The organism is Pseudomonas sp. Hz4 (assembly GCF_054898165.1).
Genome location: NZ_CM142719.1, coordinates 2218306 through 2234827, shown reverse-complemented (window position 1 = coordinate 2234827; position 16522 = coordinate 2218306). Strand labels below are relative to the sequence as shown.

The following is a 16522-nucleotide window of genomic DNA, read 5'->3' as shown; positions in this document are numbered from 1 at the left end:
TTTTTCGATACAGGCCGTAGGACGATGGTCTGAGTTGACGTGGATCAAACTTGAAGTCGCTGCGCAATCGATGTCGTTTGACCCGATCCCGCAGCGCCAGAATCCGATTACTGGCCTGAAGCAGGATTGGCCGAAATAGGCTCGGTGGGTGGAGGCAGGCTTGATTCCGGTGGCGGAGTGACTGTTTCCGTGGCCGGTGCCGGTTCGGAGTTCTCGGTCGGAGCGATCGGAGCGGTTTCGGGCGGCGGTGCAACCGGCTCAGAGGCTGCTGGAGCAGCTTCGGCAGGTGCCGACGCAGGTTCTGCCGCAGGCGGTGCCAACGGAGCCGGTGCGGCCTTGGCTTCAGGCACGCCAAGATCAGGTTTCGGCTTCTCCTTGATGTGCGCGGCCTTTTTCGCTTCCGGCGGCAGGAACAACTCGACCAGGGTGAAGAAACGCTCGTAGAACTTGGGCGACGATACGGTTTCGCTGGCAACCTTGACCATCGAGTCGTCGGACGAGCCAATCGGCATCGACACCGAACCCAGCACGCCCACACCAACGCTGGCGGAGTTGTTGGTCTTCTTCAGCGCATAACGGTCCTGCAGGGCGTTGGCGAACATGGTCGCGTGGAGCCCCTCACTGCCATCATCGGCACAGACCACACTGAAGCTGATCTCCAAGTGGCTCTCGCCGGTCTGCTGGAAACTTTTGTGTCCGCTGACCAGTTTCGGGTCGGCGCTGGTGATGATGTAGCCCTGACTGAGCAACGCCCGACGGGCGGCTTCGCACGTCTGCGCATCAGTCACCGGGTAGCTGCGCGAAAACGTTCCGGAGTCGTCGAAATTCTCATGCTCATAGATTGGGGCTTTCTTCGACGAGCAGCCGGCAGCAACGGCCAGCAACAACGCCAGCCCAGCAACACGTATGGGAAATGATTTAAACATTGAACATCCTGAGGAAAACGGTTCGGGGCGTATTGTGCAACAGATCGATGCTTAGCGGAGTATCGATTAATGTCTTAAAACAGTTACAAGTCTACTGACTGTCATTTACAGGAAAAAGTCGCATGGTAAATACTCAGGCGACGGGTAACCCGCCCTGCTTTTGTTTCGCGCATAAAAAACCCCAGCCTTTCGGCTGGGGGCTTTGTGTCGCGACAAGCTCAGTCAGGCATCAGAAGCGCTTGATCTCAGCCTCGCTTTCCAGCAGTTTGCGGTAAGCCGCAAAGTCTTGCTGGCCAATGCGTGAGGCGAGGAAGCGACGGTATTGAGCCTTCTCCTCTTCAGTCGGCGCAGCGGCTTCGTTCACGGCGTTCAGACGCACGATCACCAGGCTACCGTCGACCAGGGTCACGCTACTGAAGGTCGGCTTGTCCTTCGCAGCCGGCTTCGGCATGCGGAACAGCGCTTGCAACACGGTTGGGTCAGCCCCTTCCTGGCCACGAGTGGCTGACTGGATTATTTTCCAGTTCTGGCCGTCGATCGCCTTGTCCAGCGGTATCTTGCCATCGCGCAGGCTGACAATCAGCTCTTCAGCCTTGGTCTTGGCGGCAGCACTGGCGTGCTCCTTGGCCAATTGCACGCGAATGCCGGCAGCAACGCTTTCGAGAGGCAGTTGCGCAGGTTTCAGGTGCTCCTTGGCACGCAGCACGATCACAGTTTCAGGATCGAGTTCGATGGCGGTGCTGTTGGCACCCTCATTCAGCACTTCAGGGCTAAACGCAGCAGTGACCACGGCACGGTTGGCCGCAACACCTTCGCCACCTTCACGACCGAACGGCTTGGACGTGTGAACGGTCAGCTTCAGGTCCTGCGCCGGCTGAGCCAGATCGGAGGCTTCGAACGACGAGTCTTCCAGTTGCTTGGTCGCCTCGACGAAACGCTGTTCGACCTGCTGGGTTTTCAGCTCACGGGTCAGCTTGTCTTTCAAACTGGCTAACGTCGGCACTTCAGGTGCTTCCACGCCCAACAGCTTGATCAGGTGAAAGCCGAAGTCGGTGCGAACCGGCGCCGAAACCTGATCCTTGGCCAACGCATACAGCGCTGTTTCGAAGGCTGGATCGTAGACACCAGGACCTGCATAGCCGAGGTCACCACCGATGTTTGCCGAACCAGGATCCTGCGAGAACTCCTTGGCCAAAGCCTCGAACTTCTCGCCTTTTGCCAGACGCGCCTGGATCTCGTCGATCTTGGCCCTGGCTTGCGCTTCGGTCACCTTGTCGTTCACTTCGATCAGAATGTGCGCGGCCCGGCGTTGTTCGGACAGGTTCGCGGTTTCTTTCTGATACGCCGCTTGCAGGTCTTCGTCCTTGACGCTGACCTGATCAAAGAAGGAAGCCTTCTTCAACTCGAGGTAATCGATGACCACCTGATCCTGCGTCATGAATTCCTTGGCGTGTTCGTCGTAGTAGGCTTTGACTTCATCGTCGGTCAGCTTCACAGCCGCCGGGTCAACCTTGACGTTCAAGGAAGCGAAATCGCGGGTCTGTTTTTCCAGACGGGCGAATGCCAGAACCTGTGCATCGGTGACGAAACCGCTACCCGCCAGACCAGCGCGCAGCTGACCGATCAGCATTTCCTGAGCCAGCATCTGGCGGAATTGCATGCGGCTGTAGCCGAGTTGACGAATCACCTGGTCGAAACGCTCAGCGCTGAACTTGCCATCGACCTGGAATTCAGGCGTTTGCAGGATCACTTGGTCCAAAGCAGCTTCGGAAAAGGCAAATTTCGAATCTTCTGCACCTTGCAGCAGCAGCTTGCGATCGATCAAGCCTTTGAGGGCGGATTCGCGCAGCATTTTTTCGTCGAGCAATGAAGCATCGAAATCCTTGCCCAGCTGTTGCATGAGCTGACGGCGTTGCATATCGACCGCCTGGCTCAGCTCGTTCTGGCTGATTTCTTCACCATTGACCTTGGCCGCGTCCTGGCTGGTGGTCGTCGCCTGGAAAATGGCCTCGATACCGGTGAACGCCATCAATACAACGATGATCCCGATAATGGTCTTGGCAATCCAGCCTTGTGAATTGTCCCTGATATTCTGCAGCATGCGTCCCCCAGAAACGGTTGAACTTCAAAATTAGGCAACCGTGGAGCGTGGGTAGAATCCGGATAGAAGAAAGGCGCATCCGAGGATGCGCCTTCTCGTAACTGGCGGAGCGGACCGATGACTCGAACTTGCGAGCCTCGGCGTCTCGGATCGGCGACTCGCCGACCGGACTACCGCTCCGCTGCCAGGTCAGGCATGACCCCGACCCGGATAGGCAAAAACCTGAATCGAACTTAGTTGACAGCTTCTTTCAGTGCTTTACCGGCTTTGAAACCTGGTTTTTTAGCGGCTGCGATTTCCAGCGTCTTACCGGTCTGTGGGTTACGACCAATGCGAGCTGGACGATCGGTGACGGAGAAAGTACCGAAACCAACCAGAACGACAGAGTCGCCAGCCTTGAGAGCGCCAGTGACGGATTCGATTACAGCGTCCAGCGCACGGCCAGCAGCAGCTTTCGGGATATCAGCGGATGCAGCGATAGCATCAATCAGTTCCGACTTGTTCACTCTAAGTCCCCTTATATCTATTTGAGTATGATTCTAAGTTTTTTGGTGAAAGCAAAAACGAGTGCTGAATGGCCTACAGACACTTAAGAGCCGCTTTATAACAAGGGCTCTAAAAAGCTGTCAAGGAAGCCCCCCAGGCAAATGCGTACTAATGCGTGCTAATTCTTTCCTTAGAGTCAGACTCGCGTTTTTCATCCTTTGCAACTATCTCGGGAACCACATCAGGCAGCGGCTCCGGCGCGTATTGCAGCGCAATTTGCAGGACCTCGTCAATCCATTTAACCGGTTTAATCTGTAGATCTTGCTTGATATTGTCAGGAATTTCCTTCAGATCGCGCACATTCTCTTCCGGAATGATCACGGTCTTGATTCCGCCACGGTGAGCAGCGAGCAGTTTTTCTTTCAGACCACCAATCGCCAGTACCTGACCACGCAACGTAATTTCGCCAGTCATGGCAACGTCCGCGCGTACAGGAATCCCGGTCAAAGCCGACACCAGAGCCGTGCACATGCCTACACCGGCGCTAGGGCCGTCCTTCGGAGTCGCCCCTTCCGGCATGTGGATGTGCGTGTCGCGCTTCTCGTGGAAGTCCAGGGGAATCCCCAGGCTCTTCGCGCGACTGCGGACAACGGTCAGGGCCGCAGTGATCGATTCGACCATCACGTCACCCAAAGAGCCGGTTTTGATTAACTGGCCTTTACCCGGCACGACGGCCGCTTCGATGGTCAGCAACTCACCACCCACCTGAGTCCACGCCAGCCCGGTAACCTGACCGATCTGATCCTGCGATTCGGCCAGACCGTAACGGAATTTGCGCACGCCCAGGAAGTGTTCCAGCATCTCGGCCGTGACCTTCACCGAGAAGCGTTTTTCCAGTGAATGCTCTTTGACCGTCTTGCGGCAAACCTTGGCAATCTGGCGCTCCAGCCCCCGTACACCGGCTTCACGGGTGTAGTAGCGGATGATGTCGCGGATCGCTTCGGCGTCGAATTCCAGCTCGCCTTTTTTCAAGCCGTTGGCAGTAATCTGCTTTGGCGAAAGGTATTTGACAGCAATGTTGATCTTCTCGTCTTCGGTGTAACCCGGCAGACGGATCACTTCCATCCGGTCCAGCAGGGCTGGTGGAATGTTCATGGAGTTCGAGGTGCAAAGGAACATCACATCGGACAGGTCGTAGTCGACTTCCAAATAGTGATCGTTGAAGTTATGGTTTTGCTCAGGGTCGAGCACTTCCAGCAACGCCGACGCCGGATCGCCACGCATGTCACTGCCCATTTTGTCGATTTCATCAAGCAGGAACAGCGGGTTACGGACGCCCACTTTTGTCATCTTTTGAATCAATCTTCCTGGCATCGAACCGATATAAGTACGGCGATGACCGCGAATTTCCGCTTCATCGCGTACGCCGCCGAGGGCCATACGCACGAATTTTCGGTTGGTGGCGTGAGCGATCGACTCCGCCAGCGAGGTTTTACCCACACCCGGAGGACCGACCAGGCACAACACCGGGCCACGAATTTTCTTCACGCGTTTTTGCACGGCAAGGTATTCGAGAATCCGTTCTTTGACTTCTTCCAGACCATAGTGGTCTGCATCGAGAATGTCTTCTGCGCGCGCGAGATCCAGGCGCACTTTGCTCTGCGCCTTCCACGGCACCTGAACCAGCCAGTCAATATACGAGCGGACCACGGTCGCTTCCGCAGACATTGGCGACATTTGTTTCAATTTGTTCAATTCACCCTGGGCTTTGGCCAAGGCATCTTTGGGCAGACCAGCGGCATCGATACGCTTTTTCAGCTCTTCGATTTCGTTGTGGCCTTCGTCGCTGTCGCCAAGCTCTTTCTGAATGGCCTTCATCTGCTCATTCAGGTAGTACTCGCGCTGACTGCGCTCCATTTGTTTCTTAACGCGACCGCGAATGCGTTTTTCGACTTGCAGCAGATCGATCTCAGCATCCAGCAACGCCAGAACGTGCTCGACCCGGGCCGACAAATCGATAATTTCGAGGATTTCCTGCTTCTGCTCGATCTTCAGGGCCATGTGCGCGGCCATGGTGTCGACCAGGCGACCTGGTTCGTCGATGCTGTTGAGCGACGACAGGACTTCAGCCGGGACTTTCTTGCCCAACTGCACATATTGTTCGAACTGAGCCAGCAGGCTGCGGACGAACACTTCCGACTCGCGCTCCGGCGCGTCGACTTCGTCGATCAATGAGACGTCGGCACGGCAGTGGCCGTCCACTTCGCTGAAACGCTCAACCGCGCCCCGCTGCTCGCCTTCGACTAAAACCTTGACCGTGCCGTCAGGCAGCTTGAGCAACTGCAGAACGGTAGCAACGGTACCCACGCGATAAAGTGCGTCTTCACCGGGATCGTCGTCAGCAGGGTTTCTCTGAGCCAGCAGAAGGATCTGCTTGTCGCCCGTCATCGCTGCTTCGAGGGCTTCGATGGATTTCTCGCGCCCCACGAACAGCGGGATAACCATGTGCGGATAAACCACGACATCACGCAATGGCAGGAGAGGCAATTCGATGGTTGTCTTCATGATTTCGCCTCTACGGCGGCCATAAGGCCGTAAACAGATGGAAGTAAACTTAAAACCAAGATGGGGGCTGCTTTGAAAAAAAACAAGCGCAAAGAGGGTGTTAAAAACGCTTTAAAAGAAAAGGGGCCCGAAGGCCCCTTCTTTGTACCAGCTGCCTGACGCTTAAGCGTCAGGCACTGCCTTGGCAGCCGGCTCACTGTTTTCGTAGATATACAGTGGCTTGGACTTGCCTTCTATAACGCTTTCGTCGATCACTACTTTACTCACCTCGGACTGCGAGGGGATTTCATACATAGTGTCGAGCAATACACCTTCGAGAATCGAACGCAGTCCACGAGCACCGGTTTTGCGTTCCAGAGCACGTTTGGCGACCGATTTCAAAGCGTCGGCCCGGAATTCCAGGTCCACACCTTCCATCTCGAACAGCTTGGCATACTGTTTGGTCAGCGCATTTTTCGGCTCGGTGAGAATCTGCATCAACGCAGCCTCATCAAGCTCGTCCAGCGTGGCAAGTACCGGCAGACGACCGACGAACTCCGGGATCAGACCGAACTTGACCAGATCGTCAGGCTCGACTTCACGCAGGGACTCACCCACCTTCTTGCCTTCTTCCTTGCTGCGTACTTCCGCGTTGAAACCGATGCCGCCCTTGGTGGAACGGTTTTGAATAACCTTTTCCAAACCGGAGAATGCGCCGCCGCAGATAAACAGGATGTTACGGGTGTCAACCTGAAGGAATTCCTGCTGCGGATGCTTGCGACCACCTTGAGGCGGAACGGAAGCGACAGTGCCTTCGATCAACTTGAGCAAGGCCTGCTGCACGCCTTCACCGGAAACGTCCCGAGTGATCGACGGGTTGTCAGACTTGCGCGAGATCTTGTCGATCTCATCGATGTAGACAATGCCCATCTGGGCTTTTTCTACGTCGTAATCGCACTTCTGCAGCAGCTTCTGAATGATGTTCTCGACATCTTCACCCACGTAACCCGCCTCGGTGAGGGTGGTTGCGTCGGCGATGGTGAACGGAACGTTCAGCAAGCGAGCCAATGTTTCGGCAAGCAGGGTTTTACCCGAGCCTGTCGGGCCGATCAGCAGGATGTTGCTCTTGCCGAGTTCGACGTCGTCACTTTTCTTGTCGCGCTGGTTCAGACGCTTGTAGTGGTTGTATACCGCTACGGCCAGAACCTTTTTCGCACGCTCCTGACCAATCACATACTGATCAAGGATGCCGCTGATTTCTTTAGGCGAAGGCAATTTATGCGCGCTGCTTTCGGCCTGGGCTTCCTGCACCTCCTCACGGATGATGTCATTGCACAGGTCGACGCACTCGTCGCAAATAAAGACCGAGGGGCCGGCAATCAACTTACGCACTTCATGCTGGCTTTTGCCACAGAAGGAGCAATAGAGCAGCTTGCCGTTGTCCTCGCCGTTGCGGGTGTCAGTCATTCGTTCGATCCAAATCCGATAGGCTTGCAACACAAGATGAAGGCTATTGCGGGCTTTTTCAAGCCCGCTGGTGATCGGAGCAGCCGACCACCCCTATTTTGAGCTGCTTATTTTAAGCGGGGCGCTGGGTGATCACTTCATCGATCAACCCGTACTCGCGTGCGGCTTCTGCACTCATGAAGTTGTCGCGGTTGGTATCACGCTCGATCTCTTCGAGAGTGTGCCCGCTATGCTTGGCCATCAGCGTGTTGAGACGCTCACGAATGAAGAGGATTTCCTTGGCATGGATTTCGATATCCGACGCCTGCCCCTGGAAACCACCCAGTGGCTGGTGAATCATCACGCGTGAGTTCGGCAAGCAGAAACGCTTGCCAGGAGCACCGGCTGTCAGTAGAAAAGCGCCCATGCTGCACGCCTGGCCGATACAGGTGGTCGACACGTTGGGTTTGATGAACTGCATGGTGTCGTAGATCGACATGCCCGCTGTCACCGAACCGCCCGGGGAGTTGATATAGAGATGGATGTCCTTGTCCGGGTTTTCCGCTTCAAGGAACAGCAGTTGCGCACAGATCAGGTTGGCCATGTAGTCCTCTACCGGGCCAACCAGAAAGATCACTCGCTCCTTGAGAAGGCGCGAGTAAATGTCGTAGGCGCGCTCGCCACGAGCGGACTGCTCGACAACCATCGGGACCAGGCCGCCTGCGGCCTGGATATCAGAGTTCTGCTGAATATACGAATTACGGAACATGCTCTGCAGTCACTCCCAAATAGTTATGTCTTGAATACGCATAAGCCAGCACGAAGGCTGGCTTATGGTGTGTACTTCTTACCGCAAAAACGATCAGTCGGCTTGTGGAGCTTCTACCGGCTTGACCGCTTCTTCGTAAGAGACCGATTTGTCGGTCACGCTAGCTTTCTGCAGAACAGTATCCACAACTTGCTCTTCCAGCACAACCGAACGAACTTCGTTCAGTTGCTGGTCGTTCTTGTAGTACCAAGACACAACCTGCTCAGGCTCTTGGTAAGCCGAAGCCATTTCCTGAATCATTTCACGAACGCGGGCTTCGTCAGGCTTGAGGTCGAATTGCTTGACCACTTCAGCCACGATCAGACCCAGGACAACGCGGCGCTTGGCTTGTTCTTCAAACAGCTCGGCCGGCAGCTGGTCAGGCTTGATGTTGCCGCCAAACTGCTGAACAGCCTGCACGCGCAGACGGTCAACTTCGTTCGACAGCAGAGCCTTAGGCACTTCGATCGGGTTGGTGGCCAGCAGACCGTCCATTACCTGATTCTTTACTTTGGATTTGATCGCCTGACGCAGTTCACGCTCCATGTTCTTGCGAACTTCGGTGCGGAAGCCTTCCAGACCCGTTTCCTTGATACCGAATTGAGCGAAGAATTCTTCGGTCAGCTCTGGCAGTTTCGGCTCGGAAACAGTGTTCACGGTAACGGTGAACTCGGCGGTTTTGCCGGCCAGGTCGAGGTTCTGATAGTCCTCTGGGAAGGTCAGGTTCAGAACGCGCTCTTCGCCGGCTTCAGCGCCAACCAGACCGTCTTCAAAACCAGGGATCATGCGGCCGGAACCCAGAACCAGCTGAGTACCTTTGGCGGAACCGCCAGCGAACACTTCGCCGTCAACCTTGCCAACGAAATCGATGTTCAGCTGGTCTTCGTTTTGAGCAGCGCGATCGGCGGCTTCGAAACGGGTGTTCTGCTTGCGCAGGACTTCCAGCATTTTGTCCAGATCGGCATCAGCCACGTCAGCGCTCAGACGCTCGACAGTGATACCTTCGAAACCGGCAACGGTGAACTCAGGGAACACCTCGAAGATGGCGACGTATTCCAGATCTTTGCCGGCTTCCATCGACTTAGGTTCGATCGAAGGAGCACCCGCCGGGTTCAGCTTCTGCTCAACGACAGCTTCGTAAAAAGAGGACTGGATCACGTCGCCAACGGCTTCTTGACGTGCATCAGCACCAAAACGGCGCTTGATTTCACTCATTGGCACTTTGCCTGGACGGAAGCCAGCAATCTTGGCCTTTTGGGCAGTCTGCTGCAGACGCTTGTTGACCTGAGTCTCGATGCGCTCCGCCGGCACGGTGATGCTCATGCGGCGCTCAAGAGCAGAAGTATTTTCAACAGAAACTTGCATGGATATTCCTCGTTGCACAGACGTTAGCCGGCCGTTTCCGACCCCAGAATCAAGGGCATGCATTCTAGTGGGTCAAACTCAAGAAGTCACCCTACTGAAAACGGGTAAAAAAGCAGCAGGCAATTTATAGGCGGGGACAAACGGTTGTGCCTCGCCCTGTTAGCAAATACAACCAATCATGCCAGGGCTCTGCACCAATCCTTCTATATATAGAAACACCGGCAATCCATCCCTGACAGTCGACCCCCGAGGGGATCAACGGACGAATCAGCATCATCGAGAAACAAATCCGACGACCCGACCTGCCCTCTCAACCCAGAACCTGCGGTCGTTTTGAAAATTCAGATTTCTAAAACAAAAACGGCGCAGCCCTTTTCAGGTGCTGCGCCGTTTTCTGCTATTAAATAGCTACTTGTAATGGTGCGGACGGAGAGACTCGAACTCTCACACCTTGCGGCGCTGGAACCTAAATCCAGTGTGTCTACCAATTCCACCACATCCGCATCAAGCTTTTAAAGCAAAGGCGCCAGACTGTTAATCTGGCGCCTTTCTAAATATGGGGTGGACGAAGGGGATCGAACCCTCGACAACGGGAGTCACAATCCCGTGCTCTACCAACTGAGCTACGCCCACCATATTGCCATGTTGCGTTACTTGTGCCAAAGCTGCCTAATGGCGCACCCGGCAGGACTCGAACCTGCGACCATCCGCTTAGAAGGCGGATGCTCTATCCAGCTGAGCTACGGGCGCCTTGTTAATCTGTATTCTTGGACGATTACAAACTAAGTGCTTTCAGTCTCACCGAATTAAACATCAACCCTGCTCGACCTTCATAACCAGTGCTAGGCTGTGCCCGACAAGTGCGACGAATGTTATAGGTGACCCTGAAGGTCGTCAACTCTTTTTTAAAAAAAATTCATTTAATTAAAGGGGTTAGGGGAATTTGCAGACCAAGCGCCTTTGCCCTTACCTCATGACATGCGAGAATGCGTTCTCTTTTTTTCCCCTCTCGATGGTTAATCACGCGCAATGACTGCACAACTAATCGACGGCAAATCGATCGCCGCCAGCCTGCGCCAGCAGATCGCCAAACGCGTCAATGAGCGTCGCCAGCAAGGCCTGCGCACGCCCGGCCTCGCGGTGATCCTGGTCGGCAGCGATCCTGCCTCTCAGGTTTATGTCTCGCACAAGCGTAAAGACTGTGAAGAGGTCGGCTTCATTTCTCAAGCCTATGACCTGCCTTCCGAAACCACTCAAGAAGCGCTGACTGATCTGATTGATCGTTTGAACGACGATCCGGTGATTGATGGCGTTCTGCTTCAGCTTCCATTACCTGAACACCTGGACGCCTCCAAATTGCTGGAGCGCATTCGTCCAGACAAAGACGTCGACGGTTTCCACCCTTATAACGTCGGCCGCCTGGCCCAGCGCATTCCGCTGCTGCGTCCGTGCACCCCTAAAGGCATCATGACGTTGCTGGAAAGCACTGGTGTCGATCTTTACGGGATGGACGCCGTGGTTGTCGGGGCCTCCAACATTGTTGGCCGCCCGATGGCGATGGAATTGCTGCTGGCCGGCTGTACCGTGACTGTCACTCACCGTTTCACCAAGGATCTGGCGGGCCATGTCGGCCGTGCCGACTTGGTGGTGGTCGCCGCCGGCAAGCCGGGGCTGGTCAAGGGGGAATGGATCAAGGAAGGCGCGATCGTGATCGACGTCGGCATCAACCGCCAGGAAGACGGCAAACTGGTCGGTGACGTGATCTACGAAACCGCCCTGCCCCGCGCCGGCTGGATCACTCCAGTCCCGGGTGGTGTGGGTCCGATGACTCGTGCCTGCCTGCTTGAAAATACACTGTATGCAGCCGAAACCCTGCACAGTTGATTCACTGTTCTTACAGCTGCGGTAAAAAAGAACCTCGCCAATGGCGGGGTTCTTTTTGCCTGACCAAAAACCTCTACCACTCGACGGAAACCCCCGTTTAGCGCAGGTTTTCAAGGCCTTTCACCTGATCTTCGAACAACCATCGACAGTTCTTCAGCCATACTCCTAAAATGCGTCGGTTTGAAGAAAAAACCCGTTACAGAACGGCTAATCCACACCTAATGAGTCTGCCAGCGTGAAAATCCGTCTTTCCATCCTGAGCCTATTATTTGCACTTACAGGGACGTTCATCACGCCAATGGCCCACGCCGCCGAAACCATCTCGGCGCCCCGCGACACCTCACAACTCAAGATCGCTTCCAGCAGCGCATTGCTGCTGGATATGCAGACCAACAAAGTCATCTATGCCAGCAACCCTGACGTGGTAGTGCCGATCGCTTCCGTCAGCAAACTGATGGCTGGCCTGATCGTCGTCGAAGCCAATCAGAACATGGACGAATACCTGTCCATCAACATCAGCGACACGCCGGAAATGAAAGGCGTGTTTTCCCGAGTCAAACTCAAAAGCGAACTGCCGCGCCGGGAAATGCTGCTGATTGCCCTGATGTCCTCGGAAAACCGCGCTGCCGCGAGCCTTGCCCATCACTACCGTGGCGGCTATGTCGCGTTCATTGCAGCGATGAATGCCAAAGCCAAGGCACTGGGCATGACCAGCACCCACTTCGTCGAACCGACCGGTCTCTCCCCTCGCAATGTGTCCACCGCCCGCGACCTGAGCAAACTGTTGGTCGCCGCGCACAAGTATCCACTATTGACTGAGCTGAGCACGACCAAGGAAAAAACCGTCTCGTTCCGCAAACCCAATTACAGCCTGGGTTTCCGCAATACCGACCATCTGGTCAGAAAGCCGAACTGGGACATCAAACTGACGAAAACCGGGTTCACCAATGAGGCCGGTCACTGCCTGGTGCTGGTCACCAGTATGGGTAATCGCCAGGTTGCGCTGGTGATTCTTGATGCTTTCGGCAAGTACACACACTTTGCCGATGCCAGCCGTATTCGCAGCTGGGTGGAAACCGGCAAGGGCACGAACGTGCCGTCTGTAGCCCTGCAGTATAAATCCGACAAGAACCTCAAACATCGTCAGAGCGGCGTAGTAGAAGCGTCGAAGTAAATAAGCGACAGCAGAAGAAAGCCCCGGATATTCGGGGCTTTTTTTTAACTTGCGTTAATCATTGGGCAGCGGCATCTGATCGTCGCCCGGAATGCCGTCCCCGGCACTCGGGTTTTTCCAGCCCTGTGGATGCTCCGTCGGCACTACCACAGGTCTGGCCAGAGGATCCCTTAAAGGACTGTCCGGATCCAACACGGGATCGATGTCGTTTTCAGGGGTGGTTGGAACGCTGTCCGGACGTTTGTCGTTGAAACTCGAATCGGTAGACATACGCACCTCACTAAGGCTCAGGTTTCAGATCGGCGAGTGGATCGTAAGGCTTCACAGGCGCCTTGGGATTGTCGCCCGGCTTCACATCCCTGGGGGCCTTGGCGGGTCCGATGGGGTCGACCTGAGGATCGGCGAGGTCCGGTGAGTCGGGATCGAACCCCAACTCATCGCCCGACGAATGCTCGGACGAGTGCGGGCCGACGGGGGTATTGGAATGTGCCATGGGCGCCTCCTGGTCACAGCCCGTAGAAATCCGGGCCCTATACCTTAGAAGTCGGCAACGTGCAGGGGTGCCCGACAGATGACGAACGGACTTATTGCGCGCTCAGCGCTTTTTTCGCCCTGGCTGCCGCTTGCTCCTGACCTGCCTGGGCAAGATCGCTCGCAGCCTTGAGCCATCGCTGTTGATCGACATTGGCCGGCAGCTGATTTGGCTTCTGAATCAGCACGGCCCAGCCACCGGCATCCTTGAGCGCCGATTCAAACGAACCGAAACCCATCAACTCCCGACGATTCATGCCCGAGCGCAGCAGCACGGTGCGCTTTTGGCGGTTGTACCCGGCAAGAATGGCGTAACGGGGTTCAGCCCAGAACGCCGAGCCTTCAGTAAAGCGCACCATCACCGGATATCCAGCCGCGACCTGGGTCAACAACGCTGGCAGATTGCTGTCGAGGGGATAGACGATCATGCCGTACTCTCGGGCAAGGTTCTGCATGTTCTGCTGCAATTGGGCTTCGGCACCCGGTAAATGCAACGGCTTTTCGAGCAAACCCGGGGTAATCACAATGCCTTGCTGGGACAACAGGCTGGCCAGCACTTGCGGCCCGCTTTGATTCGCCACGCCACGGTAGAACGTGCCACTGAGCTCGACACGCTCCGGCAGGCGCTTGACTTCAGGCGCCACACTCCCCGCGCAGCCGGCCAGACCTGCAACGCAGCCAATGACCAGCACTAAAGATCGAATTCGAGAAAATACCCGCACCATCATCACTCTCTGGATTTAGACGCCAGGCATTCGCGCTCCCGGCTTGGGCGTCGATCATAGGACGCCGAGCGGCGGCGGTATAGCCTTAACCGGCAGATGATTGCATTCGATAGAGCGAACTGATTGGTGACAGCCGCCCTTTGGTCAATAGCTTGAAACACAGCAGCGACTAGACTGTCATTTGCAAAGAGTGTGTGCCCGCAGCAGGGCAAAGAGGAGGCACTGATGAGCCTGGCAATGACCATTGTGATGTTGATTTCTGGCTGGCTGGCCGTTGCCGCCGCCATGTTATGGGGAGTCCTGCGAATTACCCGTCGGCACCATCACCACCCTGCTCAATCGGCGCCGGTGGTGAAAACGGATGAAGCTACTGCACACCACGCCAGCGCGCACTGACTGGCACTTTTTTTACAGCAAAAAAAACGGCCGCCTGCCCTCTTTCGAGCGCAGGCGGCCGTTTCATTTATCGCCCGTTAAGCTTCAGTAGCTACACGCTTTTGCTTTGACCGCCGCGACATCATGTTCAAACCCTCGATCGTCGCCGAGAACGCCATGGCCGCGTAGACGTAGCCTTTCGGTACGTGGGCGCCGAAGCCTTCGGCGATCAGCGTCATGCCGATCATGATCAGGAAGCCCAGCGCCAGCATCACCACCGTAGGGTTGTCGTTGATGAACTTGGCCAAAGGATCAGCCGCCAGCAACATCACCAGCACAGACACCACCACTGCGATGATCATAATCGGCAGATGCTCGGTCATGCCGACAGCGGTAATGATGCTGTCGATGGAGAACACCATGTCCAGGAGCAGGATCTGACCGATGGCGGCAGCGAAGCCAAGCGTCACGGCCGAAGTAGCCGATTTCGGATCATCCGGTGCCGGGTCCATGCTGTGATGGATCTCGGTGGTCGCCTTCCACAACAGGAACAAGCCACCGGCGATCAGGATCATGTCTTTCCAGGAGAACGCATGGCCGAGAATGTCGATCACAGGCTCAGTCAACTGGACGATGAACGCGATGGTACTCAACAGCGCCAGTCGCAGGATCAGCGCCATGCCGATGCCGATGCGCCGCGCCTTCTGCCGATGCTGCTCGGGCAGTTTGTTGGTCAAGATCGAGATGAAGATCAGGTTATCGATGCCGAGCACGATTTCCATGACGATCAACGTCGCCAGGGCGACCCACGCGGTGGGGCTGGCGGCTAGTTCTACAAGGTATTCCATGGGTCAGTCCTGACTCTTTTAAGACGGTTTAGATTTCCTGGGACGAAGATTCGGTTTTGTCTTTATCTTCGTTTGATGATTCTTTCTTGCTGATCAGACCGCCGGTGGCGTCGCTGATTGCTTGCTCGGCGGCTTTGTGGGTGTCATCGATCGCCTGCTTGGCAGTTTCGGCAGCCTTGCCCATCAGTTGCTGAGCGCTTTTCTCGGCCTGGTCACAACCGGCCAATACCAGTAAAGACGTAATCAGCAGTGCCGTGGTTTTAAGCTTCATGATGCTTTCCTCGATAGAACAAACCGGACCGAAACGATGGCCCGTTGATAGCGAGGCATTCTAGGGAGGCAAACACTTCAGGAAAATTCGTATTTTTAGCGGTTATACTTCGGTTTTAACGAACTGTAGATCGACATGCTCAATTATCGACAATTGCATTACTTCTGGGTAGTGGCCAAAACCGGCAGCATCGTGCGCGCCTGCGAGCAGCTGAACCTGACGCCACAGACCATCAGCGGGCAGATTTCCCTGCTCGAACAAACCTATGGCATCGAGCTGTTTCGCCGGGTCGGCCGACAGCTTGAGCTGACGGAAGCTGGCCGTCAGACCCTGCCCTACGCCGAGCAAATGTTTCAACTGGGAGGTGAACTGGAGTTGATGTTGCGAGCGCAGCCCAATGAGCAGCAGATTCTGTTTCGGGTGGGTGTGGCCGACGTGGTACCCAAATCCATCGTCTATCGGCTGATTGCGCCAACCATGGAATTGAGTGAGCCGCTGCGCATCACCTGTCGTGAAGACAAACTCGAACGCCTGCTCGCCGACCTGGCGATCCAGCGCCTGGATCTGGTCATCTCCGACAGCCCGATGCCATCGCACCTGGACATCAAGGGCTACAGCCAGAAACTCGGGGAATGCGGGATCAGCTTCTTTGCCACCGCTGAATTGGCGGCGCGCTACGGTCAGGACTTCCCCCACAGCCTGCACGGCGCCCCCCTATTGATTCCTGGGCCAGAGACCGTGGTGCGCAGTCGCTTGCAGCGCTGGTTTGCCGAGCAGCAGATCCAGCCGCGCATCGTCGGCGAGTTCGACGACAGCGCCTTGATGCAGGCTTTCGGTCAATCCGGCAGCGGGATTTTCATCGGCCCCAGCGTGATTGCCGATGAAGTGAAGCGCCAATACGGCGTGGAGTTGATTGGCCAGACCGACGCGGTGACCGAGTCGTTCTACGCCATTTCGGTGGAACGCAAGGTCAAGCACCCCGGCATTGTGGCCATTACCGAAGGTGCCCGACGCGAGCTGTTTACCGAGCTTTGAGTG

General features: G+C 55.8%; 15 protein-coding genes, 3 tRNA genes and 1 pseudogene. 4 read left to right on the top strand and 15 right to left on the bottom strand.

Annotation, left to right across the window (positions count from 1 at the left end; translation table 11 throughout):
- Positions 1-107 precede the first annotated feature (107 nt).
- The 10 genes from ACYZTR_RS10055 to ACYZTR_RS10010 form a co-directional block, all read right to left on the bottom strand.
- Entirely contained in the window at positions 108-926 is an 819-nt protein-coding gene (locus ACYZTR_RS10055) for a DUF2242 domain-containing protein (RefSeq protein WP_461978475.1), read from the bottom strand.
- A gap of 229 nt (positions 927-1155) precedes the next feature.
- The gene (locus ACYZTR_RS10050; protein ID WP_461978473.1) at positions 1156-3027 is read right to left on the bottom strand and encodes a SurA N-terminal domain-containing protein; all 1872 of its coding nucleotides are present in this window, start codon (positions 3025-3027) and stop codon (positions 1156-1158) included.
- A 233-nt stretch (positions 3028-3260) separates the two neighbouring features.
- On the bottom strand, positions 3261-3533 hold the full coding sequence (locus ACYZTR_RS10045) for an HU family DNA-binding protein (RefSeq protein ID WP_002552737.1): 273 nt from the start codon (positions 3531-3533) through the stop codon (positions 3261-3263).
- Between the two features lie 148 nt (positions 3534-3681).
- Entirely contained in the window at positions 3682-6078 is a 2397-nt protein-coding gene (gene lon / locus ACYZTR_RS10040; protein ID WP_461978471.1) for an endopeptidase La, read from the bottom strand.
- Positions 6079-6240: 162 nt separating this feature from the next.
- Entirely contained in the window at positions 6241-7524 is a 1284-nt protein-coding gene (clpX, locus tag ACYZTR_RS10035) for an ATP-dependent Clp protease ATP-binding subunit ClpX (protein ID WP_449646361.1), read from the bottom strand.
- 112 nt (positions 7525-7636) lie between these two features.
- Positions 7637-8272 carry an ATP-dependent Clp endopeptidase proteolytic subunit ClpP gene (gene clpP / locus ACYZTR_RS10030; protein ID WP_461969943.1) on the bottom strand — a complete coding sequence of 212 codons (636 nt, stop codon included), beginning with the start codon at positions 8270-8272 and terminating at the stop codon, positions 7637-7639.
- A 93-nt stretch (positions 8273-8365) separates the two neighbouring features.
- On the bottom strand, positions 8366-9676 hold the full coding sequence (tig, locus tag ACYZTR_RS10025) for a trigger factor (RefSeq protein WP_461978469.1): 1311 nt from the start codon (positions 9674-9676) through the stop codon (positions 8366-8368).
- Positions 9677-10094: 418 nt separating this feature from the next.
- Positions 10095-10179 (bottom strand) — tRNA-Leu (locus tag ACYZTR_RS10020).
- 54 nt (positions 10180-10233) lie between these two features.
- Positions 10234-10309, bottom strand: a tRNA-His gene (locus ACYZTR_RS10015).
- 40 nt (positions 10310-10349) lie between these two features.
- A tRNA-Arg gene (locus tag ACYZTR_RS10010) sits at positions 10350-10426 on the bottom strand.
- Positions 10427-10705: 279 nt separating this feature from the next.
- Between ACYZTR_RS10010 and folD the strand changes: the two genes are divergently transcribed.
- Together folD and pbpG are read left to right on the top strand one after the other, a co-directional pair.
- Positions 10706-11560, top strand: coding sequence for a bifunctional methylenetetrahydrofolate dehydrogenase/methenyltetrahydrofolate cyclohydrolase FolD (gene folD, locus ACYZTR_RS10005; RefSeq protein WP_461978467.1), 855 nt, complete (start codon positions 10706-10708; stop codon positions 11558-11560).
- A gap of 235 nt (positions 11561-11795) precedes the next feature.
- Positions 11796-12734, top strand: a complete 939-nt coding sequence (pbpG, locus tag ACYZTR_RS10000) for a D-alanyl-D-alanine endopeptidase (RefSeq protein ID WP_461978465.1) — start codon at positions 11796-11798, stop codon at positions 12732-12734.
- A 54-nt stretch (positions 12735-12788) separates the two neighbouring features.
- Here the strand turns inward: pbpG and ACYZTR_RS09995 are convergent, their stop codons facing one another.
- The 3 genes and pseudogenes from ACYZTR_RS09995 to ACYZTR_RS09985 all read right to left on the bottom strand — a co-directional run bounded on the left by ACYZTR_RS09995 (position 12789) and on the right by ACYZTR_RS09985 (position 14048).
- Positions 12789-13004 (bottom strand): hypothetical protein, encoded by a 216-nt coding sequence (locus ACYZTR_RS09995; RefSeq protein WP_461978463.1) that lies wholly within the window; start codon positions 13002-13004, stop codon positions 12789-12791.
- Between the two features lie 10 nt (positions 13005-13014).
- Positions 13015-13227 (bottom strand): DUF6021 family protein, encoded by a 213-nt coding sequence (locus ACYZTR_RS09990; protein ID WP_461978461.1) that lies wholly within the window; start codon positions 13225-13227, stop codon positions 13015-13017.
- 91 nt (positions 13228-13318) lie between these two features.
- Positions 13319-14048, bottom strand: a pseudogene (locus ACYZTR_RS09985) (peptidase C39 family protein).
- Positions 14049-14215: 167 nt separating this feature from the next.
- On the opposite strand from ACYZTR_RS09985, the gene ACYZTR_RS09980 reads away from it, so the two are divergent.
- The gene (locus tag ACYZTR_RS09980) at positions 14216-14386 is read left to right on the top strand and encodes a hypothetical protein (RefSeq protein ID WP_461978459.1); all 171 of its coding nucleotides are present in this window, start codon (positions 14216-14218) and stop codon (positions 14384-14386) included.
- Positions 14387-14463: 77 nt separating this feature from the next.
- Here ACYZTR_RS09980 and ACYZTR_RS09975 read toward each other — a convergent pair whose 3' ends face one another.
- Together ACYZTR_RS09975 and ACYZTR_RS09970 are read right to left on the bottom strand one after the other, a co-directional pair.
- Positions 14464-15213 carry a TerC family protein gene (locus tag ACYZTR_RS09975; protein WP_461978457.1) on the bottom strand — a complete coding sequence of 250 codons (750 nt, stop codon included), beginning with the start codon at positions 15211-15213 and terminating at the stop codon, positions 14464-14466.
- Positions 15214-15241: 28 nt separating this feature from the next.
- Entirely contained in the window at positions 15242-15484 is a 243-nt protein-coding gene (locus ACYZTR_RS09970; RefSeq protein WP_283188639.1) for a hypothetical protein, read from the bottom strand.
- A 135-nt stretch (positions 15485-15619) separates the two neighbouring features.
- On the opposite strand from ACYZTR_RS09970, the gene nhaR reads away from it, so the two are divergent.
- On the top strand, positions 15620-16519 hold the full coding sequence (nhaR, locus tag ACYZTR_RS09965; RefSeq protein ID WP_461978455.1) for a transcriptional activator NhaR: 900 nt from the start codon (positions 15620-15622) through the stop codon (positions 16517-16519).
- The last annotated feature ends 3 nt before the right edge of the window (positions 16520-16522 follow it).

Excerpts from the sequence above, each read along its gene's own strand:
- ACYZTR_RS09980 (WP_461978459.1), top strand. The coding sequence starts at position 14,216 with ATGAGCCTGGCAATGACCATTGTGATGTTGATTTCTGGCTGGCTGGCC.
- ACYZTR_RS09995 (WP_461978463.1), bottom strand. The coding sequence starts at position 13,004 with ATGTCTACCGATTCGAGTTTCAACGACAAACGTCCGGACAGCGTTCCA.
- ACYZTR_RS10050 (WP_461978473.1), bottom strand. The coding sequence starts at position 3,027 with ATGCTGCAGAATATCAGGGACAATTCACAAGGCTGGATTGCCAAGACC.
- lon (WP_461978471.1), bottom strand. The coding sequence starts at position 6,078 with ATGAAGACAACCATCGAATTGCCTCTCCTGCCATTGCGTGATGTCGTG.
- ACYZTR_RS09990 (WP_461978461.1), bottom strand. The coding sequence starts at position 13,227 with ATGGCACATTCCAATACCCCCGTCGGCCCGCACTCGTCCGAGCATTCG.
- nhaR (WP_461978455.1), top strand. The coding sequence starts at position 15,620 with ATGCTCAATTATCGACAATTGCATTACTTCTGGGTAGTGGCCAAAACC.
- folD (WP_461978467.1), top strand. The coding sequence starts at position 10,706 with ATGACTGCACAACTAATCGACGGCAAATCGATCGCCGCCAGCCTGCGC.
- ACYZTR_RS09970 (WP_283188639.1), bottom strand. The coding sequence starts at position 15,484 with ATGAAGCTTAAAACCACGGCACTGCTGATTACGTCTTTACTGGTATTG.
- ACYZTR_RS09975 (WP_461978457.1), bottom strand. The coding sequence starts at position 15,213 with ATGGAATACCTTGTAGAACTAGCCGCCAGCCCCACCGCGTGGGTCGCC.
- clpX (WP_449646361.1), bottom strand. The coding sequence starts at position 7,524 with ATGACTGACACCCGCAACGGCGAGGACAACGGCAAGCTGCTCTATTGC.
- clpP (WP_461969943.1), bottom strand. The coding sequence starts at position 8,272 with ATGTTCCGTAATTCGTATATTCAGCAGAACTCTGATATCCAGGCCGCA.
- tig (WP_461978469.1), bottom strand. The coding sequence starts at position 9,676 with ATGCAAGTTTCTGTTGAAAATACTTCTGCTCTTGAGCGCCGCATGAGC.
- ACYZTR_RS10055 (WP_461978475.1), bottom strand. The coding sequence starts at position 926 with ATGTTTAAATCATTTCCCATACGTGTTGCTGGGCTGGCGTTGTTGCTG.